The sequence below is a fragment of the Morganella psychrotolerans genome (assembly GCF_965118875.1).
In the GTDB taxonomy this organism is placed as follows: Bacteria; Pseudomonadota; Gammaproteobacteria; order Enterobacterales; family Enterobacteriaceae; genus Morganella; species Morganella psychrotolerans_C.
The window spans coordinates 37,773-61,817 of record NZ_CBCPJD010000018.1 but is presented as its reverse complement, the minus strand read 5'-3'; the positions used below and the strand labels follow the sequence as shown (position 1 = coordinate 61,817).

The 24,045-nt window shown below is 49.2% G+C and carries 23 protein-coding genes; 5 read left to right on the top strand and 18 right to left on the bottom strand.

What is annotated here, in order from left to right:
• Window positions 1-62: 62 nt before the first annotated feature.
• The 5 genes from ACMHKJ_RS16080 to ACMHKJ_RS16060 all read right to left on the bottom strand — a co-directional run bounded on the left by ACMHKJ_RS16080 (window position 63) and on the right by ACMHKJ_RS16060 (window position 4,775).
• Window positions 63-755 carry a DedA family protein gene (locus ACMHKJ_RS16080; RefSeq protein ID WP_413495554.1) on the bottom strand — a complete coding sequence of 231 codons (693 nt, stop codon included), beginning with the start codon at window positions 753-755 and terminating at the stop codon, window positions 63-65.
• Window positions 756-797: 42 nt separating this feature from the next.
• Window positions 798-1,619: a tRNA pseudouridine(38-40) synthase TruA gene (gene truA / locus ACMHKJ_RS16075; protein WP_413495471.1), complete on the bottom strand. Its 822-nt coding sequence runs from the start codon at window positions 1,617-1,619 to the stop codon at window positions 798-800.
• The gene (locus tag ACMHKJ_RS16070) at window positions 1,619-2,629 is read right to left on the bottom strand and encodes an aspartate-semialdehyde dehydrogenase (RefSeq protein WP_413495469.1); all 1,011 of its coding nucleotides are present in this window, start codon (window positions 2,627-2,629) and stop codon (window positions 1,619-1,621) included. Before ACMHKJ_RS16070 ends, truA begins: the two co-directional genes overlap by 1 nt.
• 82 nt (window positions 2,630-2,711) lie before the next feature.
• Entirely contained in the window at window positions 2,712-3,842 is a 1,131-nt protein-coding gene (gene pdxB / locus ACMHKJ_RS16065) for a 4-phosphoerythronate dehydrogenase PdxB (RefSeq protein ID WP_413495467.1), read from the bottom strand.
• Window positions 3,843-3,986: 144 nt separating this feature from the next.
• Window positions 3,987-4,775 carry a helix-turn-helix domain-containing protein gene (locus ACMHKJ_RS16060; protein WP_413495465.1) on the bottom strand — a complete coding sequence of 263 codons (789 nt, stop codon included), beginning with the start codon at window positions 4,773-4,775 and terminating at the stop codon, window positions 3,987-3,989.
• A gap of 101 nt (window positions 4,776-4,876) precedes the next feature.
• Here ACMHKJ_RS16060 and ACMHKJ_RS16055 point away from each other — a divergent pair, with 101 nt between their 5' ends.
• Window positions 4,877-5,800, top strand: a complete 924-nt coding sequence (locus ACMHKJ_RS16055) for a DMT family transporter (protein WP_413495463.1) — start codon at window positions 4,877-4,879, stop codon at window positions 5,798-5,800.
• 983 nt (window positions 5,801-6,783) lie between these two features.
• On the opposite strand, the gene ACMHKJ_RS16050 is transcribed toward ACMHKJ_RS16055, so the two are convergent.
• Window positions 6,784-7,053, bottom strand: coding sequence for a YjbD family protein (locus tag ACMHKJ_RS16050; protein WP_413495461.1), 270 nt, complete (start codon window positions 7,051-7,053; stop codon window positions 6,784-6,786).
• Window positions 7,054-7,163: 110 nt separating this feature from the next.
• A complete protein-coding gene (gene fabB / locus ACMHKJ_RS16045; protein ID WP_413495459.1) occupies window positions 7,164-8,378 on the bottom strand; it encodes a beta-ketoacyl-ACP synthase I in 1,215 nt (404 codons plus the stop codon).
• Window positions 8,379-8,571: 193 nt separating this feature from the next.
• On the opposite strand from fabB, the gene mnmC reads away from it, so the two are divergent.
• Window positions 8,572-10,584: a bifunctional tRNA (5-methylaminomethyl-2-thiouridine)(34)-methyltransferase MnmC2/FAD-dependent 5-carboxymethylaminomethyl-2-thiouridine(34) oxidoreductase MnmC1 gene (mnmC, locus tag ACMHKJ_RS16040; RefSeq protein ID WP_413495457.1), complete on the top strand. Its 2,013-nt coding sequence runs from the start codon at window positions 8,572-8,574 to the stop codon at window positions 10,582-10,584.
• Window positions 10,585-10,861: 277 nt separating this feature from the next.
• Window positions 10,862-11,866, top strand: a complete 1,005-nt coding sequence (gene glsA / locus ACMHKJ_RS16035; RefSeq protein ID WP_413495455.1) for a glutaminase A — start codon at window positions 10,862-10,864, stop codon at window positions 11,864-11,866.
• Between the two features lie 109 nt (window positions 11,867-11,975).
• Here glsA and ACMHKJ_RS16030 read toward each other — a convergent pair whose 3' ends face one another.
• The 7 genes from ACMHKJ_RS16030 to prmB form a co-directional block, all read right to left on the bottom strand.
• Window positions 11,976-12,239: a hypothetical protein gene (locus ACMHKJ_RS16030; protein ID WP_413495453.1), complete on the bottom strand. Its 264-nt coding sequence runs from the start codon at window positions 12,237-12,239 to the stop codon at window positions 11,976-11,978.
• Between the two features lie 233 nt (window positions 12,240-12,472).
• On the bottom strand, window positions 12,473-13,000 hold the full coding sequence (locus ACMHKJ_RS16025) for a GNAT family N-acetyltransferase (protein ID WP_413495451.1): 528 nt from the start codon (window positions 12,998-13,000) through the stop codon (window positions 12,473-12,475).
• Window positions 12,997-13,278: a YfcL family protein gene (locus tag ACMHKJ_RS16020; RefSeq protein ID WP_413495449.1), complete on the bottom strand. Its 282-nt coding sequence runs from the start codon at window positions 13,276-13,278 to the stop codon at window positions 12,997-12,999. The genes ACMHKJ_RS16025 and ACMHKJ_RS16020 overlap by 4 nt, the downstream gene beginning before the upstream one ends.
• Window positions 13,279-13,318: 40 nt before the next feature.
• Window positions 13,319-13,870, bottom strand: a complete 552-nt coding sequence (locus ACMHKJ_RS16015; protein WP_413495447.1) for an elongation factor P hydroxylase — start codon at window positions 13,868-13,870, stop codon at window positions 13,319-13,321.
• 22 nt (window positions 13,871-13,892) lie between these two features.
• The gene (locus tag ACMHKJ_RS16010) at window positions 13,893-14,696 is read right to left on the bottom strand and encodes a sulfite exporter TauE/SafE family protein (protein WP_413495445.1); all 804 of its coding nucleotides are present in this window, start codon (window positions 14,694-14,696) and stop codon (window positions 13,893-13,895) included.
• Window positions 14,697-14,751: 55 nt separating this feature from the next.
• Window positions 14,752-15,840, bottom strand: coding sequence for a chorismate synthase (gene aroC, locus ACMHKJ_RS16005; protein WP_413495443.1), 1,089 nt, complete (start codon window positions 15,838-15,840; stop codon window positions 14,752-14,754).
• Window positions 15,841-15,919: 79 nt separating this feature from the next.
• On the bottom strand, window positions 15,920-16,849 hold the full coding sequence (gene prmB / locus ACMHKJ_RS16000; protein WP_067364821.1) for a 50S ribosomal protein L3 N(5)-glutamine methyltransferase: 930 nt from the start codon (window positions 16,847-16,849) through the stop codon (window positions 15,920-15,922).
• Between the two features lie 200 nt (window positions 16,850-17,049).
• On the opposite strand from prmB, the gene smrB reads away from it, so the two are divergent.
• Entirely contained in the window at window positions 17,050-17,595 is a 546-nt protein-coding gene (gene smrB / locus ACMHKJ_RS15995) for an endonuclease SmrB (RefSeq protein ID WP_067363573.1), read from the top strand.
• Here the strand turns inward: smrB and sixA are convergent, their stop codons facing one another.
• The 4 genes from sixA to ACMHKJ_RS15975 form a co-directional block, all read right to left on the bottom strand.
• Complete coding sequence (gene sixA, locus ACMHKJ_RS15990; RefSeq protein WP_413495440.1) at window positions 17,596-18,063, bottom strand: phosphohistidine phosphatase SixA; 468 nt, start codon at window positions 18,061-18,063, stop codon at window positions 17,596-17,598. It abuts the gene before it with no gap.
• Between the two features lie 251 nt (window positions 18,064-18,314).
• Entirely contained in the window at window positions 18,315-20,480 is a 2,166-nt protein-coding gene (fadJ, locus tag ACMHKJ_RS15985) for a fatty acid oxidation complex subunit alpha FadJ (RefSeq protein WP_413495438.1), read from the bottom strand.
• 15 nt (window positions 20,481-20,495) lie between these two features.
• The gene (fadI, locus tag ACMHKJ_RS15980) at window positions 20,496-21,788 is read right to left on the bottom strand and encodes an acetyl-CoA C-acyltransferase FadI (RefSeq protein WP_413495436.1); all 1,293 of its coding nucleotides are present in this window, start codon (window positions 21,786-21,788) and stop codon (window positions 20,496-20,498) included.
• 220 nt (window positions 21,789-22,008) lie between these two features.
• Window positions 22,009-22,305, bottom strand: coding sequence for a YfcZ/YiiS family protein (locus ACMHKJ_RS15975; protein WP_413495434.1), 297 nt, complete (start codon window positions 22,303-22,305; stop codon window positions 22,009-22,011).
• A gap of 338 nt (window positions 22,306-22,643) precedes the next feature.
• Here ACMHKJ_RS15975 and fadL point away from each other — a divergent pair, with 338 nt between their 5' ends.
• Complete coding sequence (fadL, locus tag ACMHKJ_RS15970; RefSeq protein WP_413495432.1) at window positions 22,644-23,984, top strand: long-chain fatty acid transporter FadL; 1,341 nt, start codon at window positions 22,644-22,646, stop codon at window positions 23,982-23,984.
• The last annotated feature ends 61 nt before the right edge of the window (window positions 23,985-24,045 follow it).

Sequence of the window (24,045 nt, the reverse complement as noted above, 5' to 3'; positions counted from 1 at the left end):
ATTATTGTTTGCCATTAAACCACATTGCTTACGCACTGTGGATAAAAAAGTGCGCAGACCACTCAGGCATCATCACGTTTCTGTGCTTTTTTCGCCGCCCGGCGGTGACGCCAGACCTCGATGATACCGGGTAATATGGAGATAAAAATAATCGCCACGATGAGTAATTTCAAGTTCTTCTGCACAATTTCGGTTTCCCCGAAGATATAACCGGCATATGCAAATAAAACAACCCACACCACCGCACCAATCACATTAAACATGGCGAAATGGCGATATGACATTTTACTCATTCCTGCAACAAACGGGGCAAATGTCCGCACGATCGGTACAAATCGCGCAAGAACGATAGCCTTACCGCCATGCGTCTCAAAGAAAGCATGGGTTTTGTTCAGGTAACTGCGGCGGAAAATTTTCGAGTCCGGATTGCGGAACAACCGTTCACCGAAAAAGTGCCCGATGGTGTAATTTACGGCATCACCAATAATAGCCGCGGTGATCATCAGCAGTACCATGATATGGATATTGAGGTCGTTTGACGGCAGTGCCGCCAGTGTTCCCGCCACAAATAACAGCGAATCCCCCGGCAGAAACGGCGTGACCACAAGACCGGTTTCACAGAACAGAATAAGGAATAAAATAGCATAGACCCAGATCCCGTACTGCGCCACCAGCTCCTGCATATGCAAATCAATATGCAGAATAAAATCAATTAAGAACTTTGCAATATCCACAATGTGGTTAAAAAATTCCATCATTTTCCCCGTTCGTTATCACCCGGTGATACAAACCTAAAATTAATCAGCTAAAAACAGCGGTCCCATAACCGGTGACGGCAATGCAAATTCCGCAGGATAGTCAACACGGACCAGATACAACCCGTTCGCCGGCGCTGTTGCCGGGGCTTTGGCGCGATCTTTGAGCGCCAGCAGTTCTGATACCCGGGTAATTTCCTGATTGCCCCGGCCGATCTCCAGCAGGGTGCCGACAATATTGCGCACCATGTGATGCAAAAACGCATTTGCTTTAATATCCACAATCACATACTGCCCCACCCGGAAGACATTCGCATGGATCATCTTACGCCACGGACTTTTTGACTGGCACTGCACTGCGCGGAAGGAAGTGAAATCATGCTCCCCCAGCAGGCTCTGTGCCGCCGCATGCATCCGGGTTTCATCCAGCGGATAATGAATGTGTGTAATGCCGTTCCCGAGGACAGCCGGACGACAACGGTGATTAAATATAATATACCGGTAGCGCCGCGCCGTTGCACTGAAACGGGCATGAAAGTTCTCCGGTACAGTTTTTACCCAGCGCACCGCAATGTCTGACGGCAAATGGGTATTAACACCCATTGTCCAGGCGGCATCTTTACGCACAGATGCAGTATGAAAATGCACCACCTGACCGGTGGAATGCACCGCGGTATCCGTCCTGCCCGCACAAATTACGGCGATCGGTTCATTTGCTATCTTTGATATTGCCTGCTCCAGCCGCGCCTGGACGCTTACCACGTCTAATTGCCGCTGCCAGCCGAAATACCGGCTGCCGTCATATTCAATGCCCAGCGCAATGGTCATTTTTACCGCGTCCGGCGGTGAAATTGCGTCAGTCATCAGTAAAACTGCTCCTGCGTCAGACATTCGGCAATTTCAATTGCCATCAGTGCGCCGCCGAACTGCACGTTATCCGCAACAGACCAGAAATGCAGGATCTCAGGGATACCGTAATCATTACGCAGGCAACCTATATTCAGGAAATGATTACCGGAAGCATCAGTTACCTGAGTAGGATAATCCTGCTCATCCGATAACTGAATATCTCCCGCGCGCTCCAGTTCATCCCGCGCTTCATCACTGCCGAGCGGGCGCAATGTTTCCAGCTGAACCACCTGCCCGTTGCCGTAGAACACCGGCGACTGCACACAAGTCACACTGATTGGCAGCCCTGCATCCTGTAATACTTTGCGGGTTTCTTCCACAATGCGGCGTTCTTCTGCCACACTGCCCTGTTCATCTGTCAGTAACGGCAGCATATTAAATGCAAGCTGTTTGCCGAAACGTCCGCCTTCCGGCGGAATACCGTTAAGTAATTTCGCGCTTTCCCCTGCCAGTTCCTGCACCGCTCTTTTACCAAAGCGGGAAACAGATAATAAGTTAGTCAGATTAATGCGCGACAACCCGGCGCTCTCCACCAGCGGGCGGATAGCGGTGAGCAACTGACTGACACTGCTGTCTGCCAGCGCAATCAGATTGCGGTTGCGGTATTCGCTTAATGCCTGCGGGTTCACCGACGGCACCACTAACGGTACATCCGGCTCCAGCGCAAACAGACCGCTGCTGTCTATCACAATACAGCCATTTTCAGTTGCAGCTTCATAATATGCGGTGGTTGCATCCTGTCCCGCCACAAAGAACGCCAGTTGCACCTGTGACCAGTCAAAATCACGGGCATCGGTCACCAGATAACTTTTGCTGTTCATGCGGACAGTTTCGCCCGCACTGCGCTCACCGGCTAATAAGAAAAGCTCACCGACCGGAAATTCACGCTCTTCCAGCAGAGTAACAAGGGCGCTGCCGACAGCACCGGTCGCACCTAATACAGCAATATTCCAGCCTTCTGACATAGTTGTCTCCAAAACAAATACTGCACAGCGAAGCCGCCGCACAGTCAAAAATTAATGGTATATATTCTTAATAATCAGTTAATTACCCGCAGTATTGCGCGGTAAAACCAAGGCCGGATAACAGTGCAGCGCTCTGTGCATCATCACAGATAACCGTCAGTGATGACCATTCGCGGCGATCCGGATAGAATTTACGCAGTTTATCAAACTCACCCTCAATGGTGGCAACGGCGCGCAGCGGTGCATCATCACGGCGTACATCATAAACCAGATGCATTAAACGTTTGAGAATACTTTGCGTTACTTTACCTGAGAGAGTTATGGAGCCGAATTCCGGCGCAGGTAACAGCTCTGTCAGTGATACGTTTTGCGGCTGCCCGATAAATTCAGACCAGGCTTCAAACACCTGAGTAGTGCCGCGCGCTTTACCTTCCAGAGTATAACCTGCAATGTGAGGCGTGCCGATATCAACCAGCGAGAGCAGTTCAGCAGACAGTGCCGGTTCCGGCTCCCAGACATCGAGGATAACACTCAGCGGTTTACCGCCTGCAAGCACTGCCAGCAGTGCGCTGTTATCCACCACCGGTCCGCGGCTGGCGTTGATCAGAATACTGTTATCTTTCATCGCGTTCAGACGGGCTTCATTCATCAGGTGCAATGTAATGTAATCACCTGATTTATTCAACGGAGTATGGAACGTGAGAATATCCGCCTGTGCCACCAGGGTGTCGATATCATAAAATTCACCGGCATCTCCGTTATCCGCACGCGGTGGGTCACATAACAGAGTTTTGACCCCGAGCACTTCCAGGCGTTTTGCCAGACGACCGCCGACATTCCCGGCGCCGACAATCCCGACAGTTTTATCCGTCAGCTGAAAACCATCACGCTCCGCCAGCAGCATCAGCGCAGAAAAAACATACTCAACTACCGCAATGGCATTGCAGCCCGGTGCGGAAGAAAAACCAATATTGTTCTGCTCCAGCCAGGCTTTATCCACATGGTCAAAACCGGCAGTCGCCGTGCCGACAAATTTTACCGGTGAGTTTTGCAGTAATTCTGCATTGACCTTTGTGATTGAGCGCACCATCAGCGCATCGGCATCATCCAGAACACCATCCGGTAACGGACGTCCGGGGACCGCTTTCACTTCTCCCATACGGGAAAAAAGGGCGTCGGCGTAAGGCATATTTTCATCTGTAACGATTTTCACGGGCTTCACCTTTATACTGTCGGCGGCCGGCGAAACGTGTTCAGCACGGCGGCACAACCGAAATTAAAACGGATGGCCGCTATTTTGCCACTTCTGCGTGATAAAACCTACGCCCCGCGCACTGATTGTTGCTAAAGAGAGCAATTAATCCTGCAACGTCCGCTGCTGGCGAAAACGTTCCGGTGTAACCCCGGCTAATTGAGAAAACATCGCAATAAAAGCCGAAGAAGAACTGTAACCGACATCCAGCGCCACATTCTGCACACTCCGCCCCTCCTGCAATAATGCCACTGCCCGCAAAAAACGCAGGCGCTGACGCCATTCACTGAATGACATTCCCAGTTTCTTCTGACAGCGCCGTGACAAGGTACGCTCAGAGGTAAAGCAGCGTACCGCCCATTGCGCCAGAGAGGCGTTATCCGCAGGATCCTTCTCCAGCGCGCTGAGAACCGGCGCAAGCAGCTTATCATCCGTACCCGGCAGATAGGTCGGCTGACAACGGGAAATCATCAGTTGATCCGTCAGTACCTGTGCCAGACGCTTGTCTGCATCGGTTTGCGGTTCACGGATTGTCCGTCTGAAAAAATCCTGCATCACTGCACTGAATACCGGCGTCATTTCTATCACGCATGCAGTATCCGGCAGTACCGGCGCCCATTGCGGAGAGATATCAATAATTTTGAAAGAGACACAGGCTTTGTTATAACTGGCATGCTCAGTGCCCTGCGGTATCCAGATACAAAACCCCGCCGGAGCCAGATAGCGCTGTCCTGCGACAATCATATCCATCACGCCGCTGGCAACATACAGTAGTTGCCCGAAGGCGTGCCGGTGAATTGCAAACTCAGTTTCTGAATAGAATTGTTCGTGACGGCAGATTAATGTTACCGGGTCTTTCAGTCCCAGTGATGCTATATCTGACTTCTTAGTCATCTTGTCAGATCCTCTCTATAAATTGGCGGGATATCGTTATATATAATAATTAAGACATATTACACTAGCGCACCTGCCTGATAAATAAAATGAGTTCACTGATGAAAAACCTGCTTTTCCCCCTGGGGGCTGTATTAATCTGGTCAATAAATTCGGTTGTGAGTAAACTTGCAGCCGGAGCCATTGATCCCGGAGCCATCTCCTTTTACCGCTGGGCACTGGCGCTGATTTTACTGACACCGTTTCTTCTCCTGCCCGTCTGGCGACAGCGTGCTGTGATAAAACAGCATGTATGGAAACTGTTTATTCTTGGTCTGCTGGGTATGGGGTTTTATCAGAGCCTCGCCTACTATGCCGCGTATACGGTCAGCGCCACATTTATGGGAATTATCAACTCACTAATCCCCCTGCTGACCGTTATTTTGAGTATCCCTGTGCTGCGCATTGCGCCGACTATCGGCATCGCACTCGGAACCATTTTATCGCTGAGCGGGCTAACCTGGCTTGTCAGCAAGGGAAATCCGGCAGAGCTGCTGACTCATGGTCTGGGCCGGGGGGAACTGCTGATGTTTGTGGCAGGGCTCGCGTATGCCCTCTATGGTGTACTGGCAAAACGCTGGTCTGTTCCGTTGCCTGGTATTCACTCAATTTATATGCAGATTGTGTTTGGTGTGATCCTGCTTATCCCGGTTTTCCTGAGTGCGGATAATGTGGCACTGACTGCTGACAATATCGGATTGGTTCTTTATGCAGGGATTGCTGCCTCCATTTTTGCACCGCTTCTGTGGATCCTCGGTGTGACCCGGTTAGGGGCAAATGCAGCATCCATATTTATGAATCTGGCACCGATATTGACGGCAATTATCGCAGCCGTCTTCCTGAAAGAGGAACTGCACAGTTATCATATTATCGGCGGCGGCGTGGTACTGATTGGCGTGATCCTCGCCCAGCGCCTGCGCACACCACTGACGCAGGTTTTGCGCCGAAAAACTAAAAAAACAACCTCTGTAAATACCCCTCTGTAAGCACAAGCGCGTCTGCCCGGGACGCGCCTGCTTTGCATTTTTACGTTTTGATCACAAAGTGATAAACCAAAAACAATATTGATTCCCGTTCTCATTTACCATTGTGCTAACATACCCGTCAATCAGGAGCACAGGATCATATTTAATGACTAAAAAATATTATATTCAAAATATGTGTTGGGAATGGGTTATTAGTTTTTGACTTTTATATCTATCATGGGGCGATGAGTTTAAATATAAAACGACTCTTTTAGTTATTATTTCCACTGGTTTCATATTGTATCCATTTGCTAAATGGTGTGTTGAATGCTTTTTTTTTAAAATTCACTACAAGAAAGTTTTGGAATAATGGTTTTTTTATAGATACTCCCGGGAAAATGGGATTACTTGCAATATACAGTTGCAGTACTTTTTTATTATCTATTCCAATTACAATTATTTTTATTTTGACCCGTATTATAAAAAGGCTGCTAATAAAATAGGCATACCCGGCCCTGTAAATCAGATCCCCAAAAATTGGTTGGCTTTTTCTACAAATTCATCATCAATGACGAAACCAATACCTGCCATGATTAAACCATACATTATCCCCGACCCATCCGGTAACGACACGGTGTGGTGTTTTCATATCGGTAAGCCATAACCTATTCCTTTTATCCAAATAAACAGCGGACAAAAAACTAGCTTTTGCCCGGGTTTTGCACTGTAATCCCGGAGAATTTTGTGATCAAAACTAAAATTGAGCAGGTGTGTATCACATTGGATAAGGCATAAAGACAGATTTGGTTGGTGTTATTGCCGCAGCGGCGGCGAAATATAATAAAACAAGGGGAATTGACGGAAAAACCGCCGGAAAGGCGGTTATATACCCTCATTCATTCAAACTGCAGGTTCGTTGCCTGCATCTTGAATGACGTTGGGTATAGTAATAAAAGTAAGAACCGGCGGTCAGGAAGGTTTCAGAACCGCACAGATATTACCGTTCAGCGAAGTCCGCGCGAATGGGTTTTGGCTGACCAGCTGTAGGTTTCATCCCCGCCGCCCGGTTTAATTTTTTCTTTACGTTTTTGTGCTCTGACTTTAGTGGCTGCAGCTTCAACCTCTTTTGAGATCTCAGTGATAATCTGATCTTTAACTTTATTCAGCTCCCCGTTGGTCAACGGGCGCCCCAGCATTTTTTGTTCCTGACCCAACCGGGTTTTCACCCGCATTTGTTGTGCGTCAGTCATTTCTCCGAGCGTCAGTTTTTTCATTCAGAACCTCTGTAGCAGCGTGATAACAATCTATACCCTGACAGAGTTTACCCCAAAAGAAAATGCCCCGGTGAATAAACCGGGGCATTTTTTAATTATCCGGGGATAAATCAGCCCTGATATTTACGCATGACTAAGGTTGCGTTTGTTCCGCCGAAACCAAAACTGTTCGACATAACCGTCGTCAGCTTGCGCTCAGTCGGTTTGGTGATGATATCCATCCCCACCGCTTTCTCATCAAGGTTTTCCACGTTAATGCTCGGTGCGATAAAACCATGCTCCAGCATCAGCAGGCTGTAAATCGCTTCATGAACACCCGCAGCCCCCAGAGAGTGACCGGTCATCGCTTTGGTCGCTGACAGTGCAGGGGTATGATCACCGAACACTTCATGAATCGCTTCCAGCTCTTTGGTATCACCCACCGGTGTTGATGTGCCGTGTGTATTGATGTAGTCAATCGGTGCATCCAGACCCTGCATTGCCATCTGCATACAACGGGCCGCGCCTTCACCTGATGGAGCAACCATATCCGCGCCATCCGATGTTGCACCGTAACCGACAACCTCACCATAAATGTGCGCGCCGCGTGCCAGAGCGTGTTCCAGCTCTTCCACCACGACCATACCACCACCACCGGCGATAACGAAACCATCACGATCCTGATCGTAAGTACGGGATGCTTTTTCCGGCGTTTCGTTATATTTGGTTGACAGTGCGCCCATTGCGTCAAATTCGCAGCTCATTTCCCAGCACAGTTCTTCACCACCGCCGGCAAACACCACATCCTGTTTACCCAGTTGGATAAGCTCTACCGCGTGACCAATACAGTGCGCTGAGGTTGAACAGGCGGAACTGATAGAGTAGTTAACACCTTTAACTTTAAACGGTGTTGCCAGGTTTGCAGACACACCGGATGCCATAGCACGCGGCACCATATAAGGTCCGACACCACGCAGCCCTTTGGCGCGCATACCGTCAGAACCGGCAACCTGATTACGCGGAGAACCGCCGCCTGAACCGGCAACAACCCCGGTACGGATACTGCCTACCTGCTCAGGGGTCAGACCGGAATCTGCAATAGCCTGCTCCATGGAAAGATAGGCGTAAACAGACGCATCACTCATGAAACGGGCAGGTTTACGATCAATGAGACCGGCAGTATCCAGTTTGACATTACCCCAGACATGGCTGCGCATTCCCATTTCTTTAAACTCTTCTGAGAACGTGATCCCGGAACGACCTTCTCTCAAAGAAGCCAGTACTTCTTCCTGGTTATTACCAATACTTGAAATAATCCCCAGACCAGTGATTACTGCACGCTTCATTCATTACCTCTGTCATTTATGTATTACGGGATTTTAGCGATACTTTAGCTTACACCTGTACGCTGAACAAGTCCGATCAGATGTTTTTTCGCATCTTTACATACTGAACCTGCCCCGTGTCACATCCGGCATAGCGACCCCGCGTAAAGCAGAGTAAAATCAGGGAAAATGAACAAAAAATACAGGCTGGAATGTGAAGAAAAACGTAATTGAAACGGCTCATTTAACCCTGAATGAACAGGGTACACCTGTTTCGCAACATTTTGATGACGTCTATTTTTCAAACGAGGGCGAACAGGCGGAAACCCGTTATGTGTTCCTCAGCGGCAACGATTTTCCTGCACGGTTCAGCCGGATTACCACACAAACCTGTACTGTGGCAGAAACCGGATTCGGTACCGGGCTGAATTTTCTGACCCTCTGCCGGAGCTTTCGTCATTTCCGTAACACACACCCGGACAGCCCGCTGCAGCGGTTGCACTTTATCAGTTTTGAAAAATACCCGCTGACGCCTGACGATTTACAGACCGCACATGAGCGCTGGCCGGAATTCGCAGATTTCTCCTTACAACTGTACGCTCAGTGGCCGCACGCCGTTCCCGGTTGCCACCGGATTTTCTTAGATAACGGTGAAATTACGCTTGATTTATGGCTGGGCGATATCAACACACTCCTGCCGTCTCTCACCCACGCGCTGGATAACAAAATCGATGCCTGGTTTCTGGACGGCTTTGCACCATCAAAAAATCCCGATATGTGGCAGCAGGCACTGTTTGAGCTGATCGCCCGGTTCACCCGCCCGGGCGGAACATTTGCCACCTTTACCGCCGCAGGTTTTGTTCGCCGGGGTTTACAACAGGCCGGGTTTGATGTGGAGCGCCGGACAGGCTTCGCACACAAACGCGAATGTCTTGCCGGTATCAATACCCGCGCACCCGCAGTCTCTCTCACCCCCTGGCATGATCGCCACCCCGCAGCCGCCCGCGGGTGCATTGCAGTTATCGGCGGCGGAATAGCCGGTGTACTCAGCGCCCTTGCCCTGCTGCAAAGAGGTGCAGATGTTTCGTTATATTGTGCTGATGACTCATTAGCCACCAATGCATCAGGTAACCGGCAGGGCGCGCTTTATCCTCTGCTGACAGGTCTGGACGATCCTCTTGAGCGTTTTTTCACTGTCGCCTTTACGTTTGCACGGCGCACCTATGATTCGCTGTCTGCTCAGGGTGTGAAATACAGCCATGACTGGTGCGGCGTTATCCAACTGATGTATAACGAAAAAAACAGTAAAAAAATTAATGCCATTGCGGCTGTTCCCCGCCCTGAAACGCTGTTTAAACAATTGTCTCGTCAACAACTCAGTGAGCTTGCAGGTCAGGATGTTAATTTTGGTGGCTTATATTATCCCGCCGGTGGCTGGCTCTGCCCGCATGAATTAGTCCGCAGCGCTGCGGCTCTCGCACAAAAAAAAGGTTTGCATCTGTATCTGAACCACAATGCAGAGCATCTGGAGCAGATCGCACAGGGCTGGCAAATCCGTTTTGCCGATAACAGCACCGCACAGGCAGATGTGGTTGTGCTGGCAAATGGTCACCACATCATACAATATCCGCAGACCGCTGCACTACCTGTAACACCGGTGCGTGGTCAGGTGAGCCATGTGCCGACCGTTCCTGAAATGACCAAACTGAAAGCCGTGCTGTGTTATGAAGGTTATCTGACCCCGGTGAACCCGGCAGACGGGCAGCACTGTCTCGGTGCCAGTCACCGGCGTAATGACATCACAACCGCATACAGTGAAGAAGAACAGTTCGCCAACAAAGAGCGTCTGATCAATTCCCTGCCGGATGTGAGCTGGTCTCATGAGGTGGATGTCAGCGGAAAAGAGGCACACACAGGTATCCGCTGTACAGTGCGCGATCATCTTCCTGTTGTCGGTAACGTGCCGGACTTTGCACAACTCGTGGTGCAATATGCAAAACTCGAAAGGATGAAACACAAGCCGGATTCAGTCAGCAGCGCTGCGGATATCCCGCAATTATTTATCATCGGTGCGCTCGGTTCGCGGGGATTATGTACCGCGCCGCTGGCGGCAGAATTGCTCGCGGCACAGATTTTTGATGAAGCCCTGCCGCTGGATGATGAAACACTGGCAGAATTGCACCCGAACCGCTTTCATATCCGTAAATTGCTCAAAGGTGCACTGTAACAGAAGAACAGATTCTGAGTTGATGACCGGGAGGGCAATGCAAATATCTGTTTTTTTGGTTATCATCACAGTATTGATTATTTTTTCTGCTGAAAAAATCGGTTTTCAGTGCTGTAACAGGTTGATCACCGCCACAAATAATACCCGTTTTGTGTTCTTCACCACAAAAAAAAACTCATTTCCCGGGCAATCCGCACATCCTTTTGCTCAATGATCAATTTACATAAAACTTAATATTCCCTTACGCTTCATCCGGAAATAATAACCGGAGAATAATATGAAGAATAAAATAGTTATTGCCTTTACATTTTCACTGCTCTGTTTCAGTTCAGCCTATGCAAAAAATAATCCTGTCCAGGAGAATATCCGCTATGACACTATTGTTGAGCAAGCATATCAGAAATTTAAAACAGAAAAAGCCGGCACTGTCGCGGATTACATTCCGGCTCTGGCAAAATACAGCCCGGATAATTACGCTATCGTTATCGCTACTGTCGACGGGAAAATTTACAGTGCGGGAGATAAAGATACGCTTTTTCCACTCGAATCCCTGTCTAAAATATTCACACTCGCCCTCGTATTAAATCAGCAGGGACCACAAACTGTACTGACTAAATTAGGAGCAAATGCCACAGGGCTGCCGTTTAATTCCGGGCTGGCAATTGAATTGCGGCCTGATCGTCCGCAAAATCCGCTGGTTAATGCAGGTGCTATCAGTGCGGTCAGTCTGATCAATGCTGAAAATCCTGATGACCGCTGGCAGCAGATTATGCAAAACATGGAAGCCTATGCCGATAATACCCTGGTTATCAATGATGAAGTCTATCGCTCAGAATCAGAAACGAATCAGCACAACCAGGCGCTGGCGCGGCTGATGCTCTCTTACGGCATATTGTATGGTGACCCGGATGTGGCGGTTGATCTCTATACCCGCCAGTGCTCTGTCGATGCCACCACCGTTGATCTTGCTAAGATGGGCGCGGTATTCGCCAATCACGGAAAATCACCATACAGCGGAAAACAGCTTCTGAGTACTGAAAATACCGGAAAAGTGCTGGCAGAAATGGCCATTGCCGGGTTATATGACGGCTCAGGTGAATGGTTATATCAGGTCGGGATACCGGCGAAAAGTGGTGTTGGTGGCGGTATTTTGGCTGTCGTTCCGGGAAAATATGCAGTTGCGGTGTATTCCCCGCCACTGGATAAAGCCGGTAACAGTGTCAGAGCACAGGCTGCTATTGGTTTTATTGCACAGGAAACCGGAGCTGATCTATATCAGTAATCCCTAACGTAAAATGGGTCATCTGCATTTCTGCCGATGACCCGTGATCGTATCTTCTTTATATTTTACTATTCGCGTAATGCGACTGTTCCGGACTATTTCCGAACTATCAGGCATTCAGAGCCATGACTTTTTCAGTCTGTTTTTCCTCTGAACGGTACAGCGAATCTAATTCCCGTTTGGCATTAAAAATAATTAAACCACTAAATAAAATCATGCCGATTGAAGGGACTGCTCTTTCAATTACACTCATTCCGTCAATTTTAAACCAGAAAGAAAATAACAGTGCCAGTAATACTACGGCAGCAACCGCTATCTTCGTGTAAATAGTCACAGCCTGTTGAGCTGTATTTTTCGGTTGTAATTCAAACATAATTTAATACCTGTTTTTGTGGGGACAGGCTCATTCTGACAGAATAAATGTTAATGACAAGTTAATATTTAATGATATTTTATCAAGATCGCGCAAAGTTGTTGACTTTTTTGCAACAAAAAAGACGGTGATCTCAGAAATACACGTATCCGGATCACAAAAAATAGGCACAAAAAAAGAGTGCAAAGCACTCTTCAAATTGATGACATCTATAGTTTATTTATTTTCTGCGATCAGAAGAAACGGTACACCATCGCGCAGCGGTCGCTGAGCTGTAACCCGTAATCTGCCTCTTTTTGTAAAATGGCTTTCAATGCAGGTAACCGGGAGACATCACACAACTCAAAACCGAGGCGTTCATAATACGGGCGGTTCCATGCAACCTCACGGAACGTGGTCAGCGTCAGTGCTGAACAACCACGCGCCAGTGCCACATTCTTCACCCGCTCAATAAGTTGCCGTCCTAACCCCTGTCCCTGATGTGCACCGGCAACAGACAGTTCATCAATATGCAACCCGGCGCCGAGATTAGATACAAGGATAAAACCGGCCGGATTATTTTCCCGGTCTGTCACCACCCAGGCATTACCGTTCATGATAAATTTACCGAATGCTGATTCAGAGTGACCTTCACTCTGCGCCATCCATTCGTAGCCCGCAACACTACTGAACAGTTGTCCGGCAGAGGACTCCGCCGCAGACATTGCCGCAACATCAGCGGGACTGGCCCGGCGGATAGTATATTTTGTTGCCTCTGTCAATATTGCACCTGTGCATTTTTCAGCAGACGCTGCCAGGTTTCAAGCACCAGTACCTGATCCGGCGGTGTCAGTTCACCGGCTTTAATCGCCTGACGGATGCTCATCTCTACTTTATCGTGCAGCGCCTCAACAGTGTGCTCCCCGCTTTTTTCCAGTTCCGCTACCGCCAGGGTCAGATGCCCCTGTAAATAACCCCCTGCAAACAACTCATCATCAGTGGCATGTTCAACCATGTCATCAATCTGAGCGAGAATACGCGTTTCATAATCCGCAAGCATGTTTATTCCTTAGAGTTCAGTCGTCCGCAACATCAGTTTGTCAGGCAAACGGATCTTCCGGCCATGGAAATTGGTCCGCAGTCAGCGGTGGCGTATTGTAAAACGATTGCAGGGCATTAATAAACCGCGCGGCTCGTGGGGGTAATAAATTCTGTGAAAAATATTCCATGACCTGCCCGTGAACAATTCGCTTGAACTTGACGCGATCAGGCTCGAAATTGCCGTCAAGATTGTCACAACTGACGTTAAACGGATAACCCGCTGCCTGACAAAACAGCCAGTCCAGTGCCTGCGGTTTTATTTCCACGACCTCAAATTCTGATTGTGTTTTTGCATCACGCCCGTCCGGACAGTACCAATATCCGAAATCCACCTGTGTTCTGCGTTCCTTGCCGGCAATGCACCAGTGGGAAATCTCATGGATCCCGCTGGCATAAAAACCGTGTGCAAACACTATTCGGTTATACGGCACGTTATTGTCAGCCGGCAGGTAGATAGGTTCTTCGTCGCCTTTAACCAGGCGGGTATTGAAATCAGCTGAAAACTCGCCGTCAAAAACGTCAATTAATTGCTGAAAATGATGTTTACTCATTGATTATATGAACCACTAAAAATTAATGAAAAAGCTGAGACAGCCACGTACTTATAGTATCGCCGTGATTGTCATAAAGCAGTTTGATGCTCATCAGAAAAGAGACAGTTACCAGCATCGGACGGATCAATTTTTGTCCGCGGCTCAATACCATACGCGCACCGAGACGTGCACCGATAAGCTGTCCACCCAGCATAATAAAGCCCAGCAGCCAGATAACATGACCACTGAAAATAAAGAATGAGAGCGAACCGACATTTGATGCAAAATTGAGGACTTTGGCGTGCGCCGTGGCTTTTGCAAGGTTAAATCCCGCCAGCGTGACATATGCCAGCGCATAAAATGACCCGGCTCCCGGACCGAACACCCCGTCATAGAAACCCAGGCCAATCCCTGCTGTGCAGCCGAAAGCCAGCGGCATCAGGCGCTGTTTCTGATCTGCTGCGCCAATTGAAGGTGTCAGCAGGAAATAGAGGCCGATAGCAATAACCAGCAGAGGCAATAACTGGCGCAGGTATTCAGGGTTCACAAACTGAACCAGCCCGGAGCCAATCACCGCACCAATCAGCGTCATGATTATCGGTATCCGCTGCCCGGAGAGATCCACTGCCTTACGACGGATAAAGTAAAAACTGGCAGAAAATGAGCCGCCGACAGCCTGAAGTTTGTTGGTCGCCAGTGCCTGTACCGGCGGAATGCCGACAGCCAGCAAAGCCGGAATGGTCAGTAACCCACCGCCCCCGGCAATTGCATCAATAAACCCGGCTATCAGTGCAACAAAAAACAGCAATACATAGATTTCAACCCCGAACTGAAACCATTCCATTTTATACCTGCCAATAAAAATCCCGGGTGAGTATCCGGGATAACAACATGTTATATCATGACCAGTCCGGTAATGGCGGGGTTACATCCGCACATTGTCCGCGATGACGCAAAAGGTGATCAAGCAGCACAATCGCTGTCATCGCTTCCGCAATCGGCACAGCACGTATCCCGACACAAGGGTCATGACGCCCTTTGGTGATCATAGTCACCTCTTCACCCTGCCGGTTCAGCGTATTACCGGGAACAGTAATCGATGATGTCGGTTTCAGAGCAATATGTGCAATGATTGGCTGGCCACTACTGATGCCGCCGAGAATACCGCCTGCATGATTGCTGGTAAACCCGGACTGATAAATCTCATCCCGGTTTTCACTGCCTTTAAGGTTAACCACGCCAAAACCGTCTCCGATTTCGACACCTTTCACCGCATTGATACTCATCAGCGCATGCGCCAAATCTGCATCCAGGCGATCAAAGACCGGCTCACCAAGACCTGCGGGAACATGCTCTGCCACAACGGTCACTTTCGCCCCGACAGAATCCCCTTCTTTTTTCAGGCCGCGCAGTAATTCATCCAGCGCCTCTAACTGGCGTTCATCCGGACAGAAAAACGGGTTTTGCTCTGCCAGTGACCAGTCGCGGATATCACATTTGATATGCCCCATCTGAGTCAGGCAGCCACGGACAATCACACCGAATTTCTCATTCAGGTATTTTTTGGCAATCGCCCCTGCCGCCACACGCATTGCCGTTTCACGGGCTGATGAGCGTCCGCCGCCGCGATAATCGCGAAAGCCATACTTTTGCTCATACGTGTAATCGGCATGTCCGGGACGGAAAAGATCTTTGATTTCTCCGTAATCCTGCGAGCGCTGATCGGTATTTTCAATCAGCAGCCCGATACTGGTGCCGGTCGTTTTTCCGTCAAATACACCTGAAAGAATTCTGACCTGATCCGGCTCACGGCGCTGTGTGGTATAGCGCGAGGTTCCCGGACGGCGGCGATCGAGGTCAGTCTGTAAATCTGCCTCAGTCAGTGCAAGTCCCGGCGGAACACCGTCAACAATGCAGCCCAGCGCAGGGCCATGTGATTCACCAAAGGTCGTTACGCGAAAAAGTTCTCCGATGCTGTTTCCGGCCATCCTGTTTTCCTGTCTCTGAATGTGTGCAAGTGAATGGTTTTAACCTATTTTTATGCGTCTATTCCTACATGAGGATTATCTATTTGAAAAGCTTAAATGCGTCATGATGTTCTGTTAATTGATCACGAGTTAACATAAATACGCCATCGCCGCCGTTATCGAAAGAGAGCCAGATGAACGGCACCTGCGGAAACTCATCAATCAGATGTACCTGACTGTTACCAACTTCACAAATCAGCACCGCGTCCTCAGACATAAAATCCGGGGCATTCGCAAGTATCCGGCGTACCAGTTTCAGTCCGTCACTGCCCGCAGCCAGCGCCAGCTCAGGCTCTACCCGGAATTCATCCGGCAGGTCGCTCATATCTTCCGCATCCACATACGGCGGATTAGTCACAATCAGGTCATATTTCACTGCCGGCAGATTATTAAACAGATCTGATCGTATCGGCACCACGCGATGGGATAACCCGTGATTTTCAATGTTCATTTCTGTGACATCCAGCACATCGGCTGAAATGTCTGCGGCATCCACTTCTGCATCCGGGAATTCATACGCACAGGCGATAGCGATACAACCGCTGCCGGTACAGAGATCCAAAATGGTGTCCGGTTCAGCATCAAGCAGCCCGGAAAAATGGTTGTTAATCAGCTCACCAATCGGTGAACGGGGAATAAGCACCCGCTCATCCACATAAAATTCATGCCCGCAAAACCAGGAGCGATTGGTCAGATAAGGTACCGGAACGCGCTCCGTAATACGGCGCAGCACCCGTTCAACAATGCGTTGGCGCTCAGATGATGTCAGCCGGGACTGGTAAAGTTCCGCAGGCAGGTCAAGAGGCAGAAATAGTGTCGGCAGCGCCAGTTGGAGTGCTTCATCCCAGGCATTATCCGTTCCGTGTCCATACCAGATATTCGCAGCATTAAAGCGGCTCATCGCCCAGCGCAGCATGTCCTGTAGCGTGTGAAGCTCGGCAACGGCTTCATCAACGTAAATTTTATCCAAAAGTGCCTCCGGCGGGGTAAACCAAAATAAGATATCTGATGACATAGTTTGCCACGAAGTCGCCGCTAAATCAGCATATCTTGCGTAATACACACGAATTTTTCTCCCTGATCCTCCGTCATTACATGACCTGCAAGGATGACGTCAACATCACTAAAGAAATCGGTTACACTATCGAAAATTATTTCTGATGGGATATTATGAAAAAGAAGCCGCCTTTAACCGATGATGACCTGCTGTTGTTTAAAGAAGCTATCAGCGGTACGCGTAAAATCAGGCAGGATAATGTGGTGCATCCGAAACCACGGGCCAATGTAACCAAAATTGCCCCGGAGCGGCTGTTGCAGGATCAGATTGACGCCAGTTTTTATTTTTCGGATGAATACCGCCCGAATCTGGATATGGACGGCCCGACCCGCTATCTGCGCGAAAATGCCAGTCCGTATGAACTGAAAAAACTGCGCAGGGGTGATTATGTACCGGAACTGTTTCTTGATTTACACGGTTTAACACAGCTTCAGGCGAAGCAGGAAATAGGCGCACTGGTCGCGGCCGCCCGCCGCGAAAATACCTATTGTGTCTGTATCATGCACGGGCACGGTAAACATGTTCTGAAGCAACAGACACCGCTGTGGCTGGCACAACACCCTGATGTTATTGCATTTTATCAGGCACCAAAGGAATGGGGCGGCACAGCTGCATTACTGCTGCTTATCGAAATTGACGAAACCGCCCGGCGTGAATAATCAGGTTAACTGACCGGGAGCGCGGTGCCAGCACAATGTACCGCAACCATCCGTCAGTTCAATACAGGCAACAGAGGATGTCGCGAACATCGGCGCGGTTTCCTGCGGACACAATGCTGCCACCAGATACCCCACCAGCGGCAGATGAGAAACAACCAGCACGCCACGATGCCCTTCCTCCGCCAGAACCTGTATATAAGACGCGACCATCTGCGCATCACCCGATGGTGTCAGACCCGGCATTACCTCATCGGTTGCTGGTAAACTGAGGTCATGGCGGATTTCGGTCAGTGTCTGTTCTGCCCTCAGATAAGGGCTGACCAGCACAGTATCAGTTTGCAGATGTTGCGTGGCAAGCCACTGTGCCATATTACGGGACTCTGTAATTCCCTTTTCAGTTAAGGGCCGGACTGAATCACTGGCTGCGGCTAAAGCCGCATCGCCATGTCGCATAATCAAAACTTGCATACGTCACCGTCTGAACAGGACGGATACGACCGTTTCTGAGTTCACGGACCGCATCACGTCAAAGAATGAACTGCTTAACATTATCGTTATCTTCATTATTACTGCTGCCCCGTTTTCGGGTGCAAAGGCATTCTGCCTTAAATTAACTATAATTAAAATGATTCAGCACAGAGATAAACCCGAATTCTGCGCTGATCCTGCTCAGTAAAATAAAATCAATATCCGGTATTTTTATCTGAATACGGTCTTCATCAGAAAAAACGTAAATTATCTTCTGCCCGTCGCATCAATGCCTCACAAGGTGTAAAGCGATCACCATGAAGGGCTGCAAGCGCCGTCAGTCTTTCCGCCACAACCTGTGGTGATAATGTATCCATATAATAAAACGGCCCCCCCAAAAACGGCGGGAACCCGATACCAAATACCGCGCCGATATCCCCGTCCGCAGGTGAGCGGATAATCTGTTCATCCAGTACCCTGACAGCTTCGTTCAGCATCATCATCACACAGCGCTCTGCAATCGCCTGTGCAGTGAGCTGTCCTTGTGCCGCCGCCCCCAGTAAGTCGTAAATCTGTTTATCTGCTTTACGGGGAGCTTTTCGCCCGAACCGGCGCCATAACGGGAGTGGTGAATAATCATAAAATCCGCGGCCATTTTTCTTACCGAGCCGGTTATCCTGAAAAATTGCCTGCAACTGTGCCGGTAAGGCAAAGCGTTCACCAAACTCCGCCTCCAGCACCGGCATAATTTTTGTCCCGACATCAATACCGACTTCATCCAGTAACGCGACCGGCCCCAGCGGAAAACCGAAATTTGTCAGTGCATTATCAATTTTCTCCACCGGCTCCCCCTCAATAAGGCAATGCAGCGCCTCTGTAATATAGGGGGCAAGGATACGGTTAACATAAAACCCGGCTTTATCACCGACTACAATCGTGGTTTTCCCTTGTCTGCGCGCCAGTTGCAGTGTTGTTGCCAGCGTGACCGCATCTGTTCCCGCATGCGGAATAATTTCTGCCAGCGGCATTTTTTCCACAGGACTAAAATAGTGCAGCCCGATAATTTTTTCCGGTCGTAATGCGTTTTCAGCAATATCGCGGACAGGTAATGATGATGTGTTCGTGGCAAAAATAGTTTCCGGCGGCGTGACGGACTGAATTTCAGCAACCATCTGCTGTTTCAGCGCCAGAGATTCAAAAACAGCCTCAGTGACAAAATCAATACGGTGAAAACCCCGGTAATCCGTTGTGCCGGTCATGTCCCCCATCAATTGTGTCCGCTCTCGCGGGGAGAGCCGCTGTTGCTTTACCTGTTTACTCAGGTGCTGCCAGAAAAAAGCCAGCGCTTTACTGACACCATCCTGTGAAATATCTTTGATCCTGACAGGTAACCCGGTACGCTGACGGGTGACTGCCGCGATTCCCGCGCCCATCAGTCCGCCGCCCAGAACAGCCACATGATGTAACTCTGCCGGTTTTGCATCACCTGCCCCGTCTTTTTTCAGTTTTGATGCCGCAAAGAAAATATGGCGCAGCGCGCCGGACACAGCCGTTACTGCCAGTTTGCCGAATGCGGCTGATTCCGCCTGAAATCCTGCTCTCCGCCCTTTATCCAGACCACACTGCACAACATTGATAATCTGTTCTGCCGCCGGATAGTGTCCGTGAGTCAGGCGTTGCGCTGTTTTACGGGTTATGCGCAGAATAATGTAACGGACACCCTTCATCCGCTGAGTTTTCTGCCACAATGATTCCGGAGCCCGCCGTGCAGGATGAGCGGACAATGCCCTTGCGGCCGCCGTCTCCAGTAAAATATCTTCAGGGACGATGTCATCCGCAAGCCGCAGTTTAAATGCCTGTTTTGCACGTAACTGTCGTCCGGTCAGCATCATGTCCAGTGCCGTTATCAGCCCGGTCAGCCCCGGCAGCCGCTGTGTTCCGCCAGAGCCCGGCAACAGCCCTAACTGCACCTCCGGCAGACCAAGCCGGGTTTTATCACTGTCAGTCACAATCCGGCTGTGGCAGGCCATTGCCAGCTCCAGCCCGCCACCGAGGCAGCTACCGTGAATAGCCGCAATAATCGGCAGAGGATAATTTTCGATCAGATCAAATAATTGCTGGCCTGCGGCAGACAGCGCCTGTGCCTGCGCCGCATCCCGACACGAGGCAATCATGTTAATGTCCGCTCCGGCAATAAAATTACCTGGCTTTCCGGAGATAATGACCATTCCGCGCAGCCCGGAGATTTGCCGTGCTTCACATAAAATGGCTTCAAACTGAGCGGCAAATTCTGCTTTCAGGGTGTTCACCTTTTCACCCGGTACACTCATGGTGATCACCGCGACATTATCCGGACGAACTGTCAGATGAAAAGCAGAGGATGTTTCATCAGAACGTGTTTTATTATAATCAGTCATTATTATTCCCTCCGCCTATTCCGTTTCCCAGATCATCGCCGCCCCGAGACCACCTGCGGCACACGCGGTTGTCATGGCAAAACCACCACCGCGCCGTTTCAGTTCCCGCAGAGTCTGAGTGACCATCCGCGCACCGGTTGCCGCAAACGGATGACCGTAAGCGATGGAACCGCCGAGTACATTAAATTTATCCGGATCTACTTCACCGATTGCTTTTGAGCGATTGAGTTTTTCGCGGGCAAATGCATCGCTGGCAAAACATTGCAGGTTTGCCAGCACCTGAGCGGAAAATGCTTCATGCATATCAATGAGTGTCAAATCAGATAATGACAATCCCGCACGCGTCAATGCGGCAGGCGCGGCATAAGCCGGTCCCAGCAGCATATCTTCCCGCATACTCCCGGCGGTGAACGCATAACTGCGCAGAAAGCCCAGCGGAACCAGCCCCAGTTCGCGTGCACGGGACTCAGACATCATCAGTACCGCAGCCGCACCGTCAGTCAGCGGCGTACTGTTCGCGGCGGTAACTGTGCCGTGGCGTTTATCAAATGCCGGTTTCAGTTGTGCATAGCTGCCTGCCAGTGAATTTTTCCGCAGCGTATTATCTTCTTCACAGACGTGTGTGAACGGCGCAAACCGTGCCGTCATAACCTCATCACGCAGCACACCGGAGGCCCATGCCTGTGTGGCGGCCTGATGTGAGCGGTGAGCAAAGGCATCCTGGGCTTCACGGGTAATATGGTAGCGTTTCGCCATCTGTTCTGCGGTATCGCCCATGCGCAAACCTGTGGAGTACTCTGCCACCGCCGGAGCGACAGGCAGGAGATCGCGCGGGCGCAGCGATATCAGTAACCTGAGTTTTTGTGAAAGAGAGCGGGCTTTGCTGAGATCCAGTAACGTCCCGGCGAGCTTGCGGGATACACCAATAGGTAAAACAGACGAGGAATCTGCCCCACCTGCCACCGCAATATGATTCTGGCCACATTGAATAGCCTGTGCCGCACTTGCAATCGCCTGAAAACTGGTGGCGCAGGCACGGGTAACCGAATAGGCATCTGTTGTTACCGCAAGTCCGGCCCCGGGAACAATCTCCCTGGCAATATTGGGTGCGGCAGGCATTTGTATCACCTGTCCGAAAACGACAAGATCAACAAGTTCCGGGGAAAATGATTGCCTGAAAAGTAATTCCTGCACAACAGTGCGACCCAGCTCAATCGCCGGAACATCACGATAAACCGTTGATTGTTTTACAAACGGCGTTCGTAATCCGTCAATAATTGCAATTCGTTCTGCCTGCGCAAGTTTCATCCGTTTATCCTTACGTTATGAACGGTTATTCCGACATACTGTGGTCTGACCTGCCATTATTGTTAACATCATGTTGCATCTGCGCAATGCAAATTAATAAAAAATGCGAAGCCGCGCAGAGAAATGATTTTTTTTAAAGACTCCGATTGAATTTCAGGTATAAAAAAAGCCCCCGTATTCAACGGAGGCCTGAATTCAGATTACGTATTCTTCTGACGAATTAACGTAAGCCCAGTTCAAAAATCAGCGTTTCCGCCTGGCAACAGAATGTAAAATCAGCTTTAAGTTCAACACCTTCAGCTGTATCTTTGAACTCACTGTGCATTTCGCAAGGCTCAGAAGCTGCTGCTTTAGCTTTGGCTGTCAGCGTTTCCAGCATTTTTTCTGCTTCTGCTTTTGATGCAAAAACACGCTCGAAAGAAGACGTGCAACTTTCGTTATCAATAATAGTACCTACGTCCACACAGCAACATGCGGCGGTTTCTTCTGCGCTACACAGTTTTTTTGCGTCAGCCATTTCAATCTCCCGTTAGTTAAAAATAGCTTACTATCTCAATGCTGAATCATACCATTTATCAAAGTAAATCATAAAATTTCAATCTATTGTTTGATCTACTCGGGCTAAAGCCATTTTTTGCCCTAAAAACGCCCTTATTTGTTAAAATAATGTTAAGTGAATCTCATTTTGACATCTTAATTCGCTTATTTTAGTACAAAAAAATAACATTCAGATGTGCTGATCCTATACTCTCTCAACTGGTCTGATTTGTCATATCCACAAGCAAACATACAATCCAGCGCTACTTCTGACTATCAAAGTAGTACATAAACAAAATAAACAAGAGGGTTTTGGTCATGAACCAGAAAAACCTGTTCACTCGTTCAGCACTGGCAGTGGCAGTTTCTTTAGTAGCATCGAATGCCTTTGCAGCGGGTTTTCAATTAAATGAGTATTCAACTTCTGCACTCGGACGTGCTTTTTCAGGGGAAGGTGCCGTGGCAGATGATGCCAGCGTCGGCAGTCGTAATCCTGCAGCAATGACATTATTTGACCGCCCTTCATTTTCTGCAGGGGCGATTTACATTAACCCGGGCGTGGATATTAAAGGTAAATCCCCTCTCACAGGTAACAGTACTGATGCCAGTGATATTGCCCCGAGTGCAGTGGTGCCGAATCTGCATTTTGTTATGCCGGTTGATGATAAATGGTCTGTCGGGGCATCCGCCACATCAAACTTTGGCCTGGCAACTGAGTTTAATGATAGCTACACGGCAGGTGCCATCGCCGGTAAAACTGACCTGATGACCGCCAATTTTAACCTTGCCGGCGCTTATCGCCTGAATGACAATTTCAGTTTCGGTCTCGGACTGAATGCCGTTTATGCGGATGCGGAAATTTCACGCCATACCGGTGAATTAGGATCTGTTGCCGCACATCTTACCGGCAAACCTGAACTGGGAAAAATTCCGGCAAACTCTAATCTTGCCAAACTCAAAGGTGATGGCTGGGGCTATGGCTGGAATGCCGGTATGTTATATGAACTGGATAAAGATAACCGTTTCAGCTTAACTTACCGTTCAAAAGTAACCGTAAAATTTAAAGACGGTGATTTTACTCAAAATATCCCGGGTCTGCTTGATCGTTCAACCAAAGGCAGTCTGGATCTCCACCTGCCGGATATCTGGGAATTCTCAGCCTATCACAAAGTTGCACCAAAATGGGCGGTTCACTATACCTTTGCCTATACAGGCTGGGATACCTTTAAAGAGCTGAAAGCAACAGACAACGGCAGCGGTGACGTTCTGTTTGAAAAACATGAAGGCTTCAGCAATGCGTACCGCGTAGCGCTGGGAACAACTTATTATCACGATGATAACTGGACATTCCGTGGCGGTGTGGCATTCGATGACAGCCCTGTTCCCGCTGAAAATCGCTCCATTTCTATTCCTGATCAGGATCGTATCTGGTTTAGCCTTGGTTCAACCTACGCCTTTAATAAAGATATGTCTGTGGATGTTGGTGTTGCCTATATGCATGGACGTAAAGTCGATATTTCTGAGCCGCTGCTGACTAAAGACCAACTTAAAACTATCGGCACCAAGCTGGGTAATCCGAACATGCAGATGCCTAATTATGAGTTCAGCTCATCCGGTAAAGCCTGGTTATACGGTATTAATCTCAACTATACGTTCTGATTTTCAGGTTTTTTATGCATAAAAAAAGTTCTGGTCAACAGCCAGAACTTTTTATTGCGAT

What these genes read in the sequence shown, in the direction of transcription:
- fadL (WP_413495432.1), top strand. Translation starts at nt 22,644, where the DNA reads ATGAACCAGAAAAACCTGTTCACTCGTTCAGCACTGGCAGTGGCAGTT.
- aroC (WP_413495443.1), bottom strand. Translation starts at nt 15,840, where the DNA reads ATGGCCGGAAACAGCATCGGAGAACTTTTTCGCGTAACGACCTTTGGT.
- ACMHKJ_RS16030 (WP_413495453.1), bottom strand. Translation starts at nt 12,239, where the DNA reads ATGTTTGAATTACAACCGAAAAATACAGCTCAACAGGCTGTGACTATT.
- ACMHKJ_RS16050 (WP_413495461.1), bottom strand. Translation starts at nt 7,053, where the DNA reads ATGAAAAAACTGACGCTCGGAGAAATGACTGACGCACAACAAATGCGG.
- ACMHKJ_RS16015 (WP_413495447.1), bottom strand. Translation starts at nt 13,870, where the DNA reads ATGAGTAAACATCATTTTCAGCAATTAATTGACGTTTTTGACGGCGAG.
- ACMHKJ_RS16010 (WP_413495445.1), bottom strand. Translation starts at nt 14,696, where the DNA reads ATGGAATGGTTTCAGTTCGGGGTTGAAATCTATGTATTGCTGTTTTTT.
- smrB (WP_067363573.1), top strand. Translation starts at nt 17,050, where the DNA reads ATGAAAAAGAAGCCGCCTTTAACCGATGATGACCTGCTGTTGTTTAAA.
- ACMHKJ_RS16080 (WP_413495554.1), bottom strand. Translation starts at nt 755, where the DNA reads ATGGAATTTTTTAACCACATTGTGGATATTGCAAAGTTCTTAATTGAT.
- sixA (WP_413495440.1), bottom strand. Translation starts at nt 18,063, where the DNA reads ATGCAAGTTTTGATTATGCGACATGGCGATGCGGCTTTAGCCGCAGCC.
- ACMHKJ_RS16070 (WP_413495469.1), bottom strand. Translation starts at nt 2,629, where the DNA reads ATGTCAGAAGGCTGGAATATTGCTGTATTAGGTGCGACCGGTGCTGTC.
- fabB (WP_413495459.1), bottom strand. Translation starts at nt 8,378, where the DNA reads ATGAAGCGTGCAGTAATCACTGGTCTGGGGATTATTTCAAGTATTGGT.
- truA (WP_413495471.1), bottom strand. Translation starts at nt 1,619, where the DNA reads ATGACTGACGCAATTTCACCGCCGGACGCGGTAAAAATGACCATTGCG.
- ACMHKJ_RS16060 (WP_413495465.1), bottom strand. Translation starts at nt 4,775, where the DNA reads ATGACTAAGAAGTCAGATATAGCATCACTGGGACTGAAAGACCCGGTA.
- fadJ (WP_413495438.1), bottom strand. Translation starts at nt 20,480, where the DNA reads ATGACTGATTATAATAAAACACGTTCTGATGAAACATCCTCTGCTTTT.
- ACMHKJ_RS16055 (WP_413495463.1), top strand. Translation starts at nt 4,877, where the DNA reads ATGAAAAACCTGCTTTTCCCCCTGGGGGCTGTATTAATCTGGTCAATA.
- ACMHKJ_RS16020 (WP_413495449.1), bottom strand. Translation starts at nt 13,278, where the DNA reads ATGCTTGCGGATTATGAAACGCGTATTCTCGCTCAGATTGATGACATG.
- ACMHKJ_RS15975 (WP_413495434.1), bottom strand. Translation starts at nt 22,305, where the DNA reads ATGGCTGACGCAAAAAAACTGTGTAGCGCAGAAGAAACCGCCGCATGT.
- fadI (WP_413495436.1), bottom strand. Translation starts at nt 21,788, where the DNA reads ATGAAACTTGCGCAGGCAGAACGAATTGCAATTATTGACGGATTACGA.
- glsA (WP_413495455.1), top strand. Translation starts at nt 10,862, where the DNA reads ATGAAGAATAAAATAGTTATTGCCTTTACATTTTCACTGCTCTGTTTC.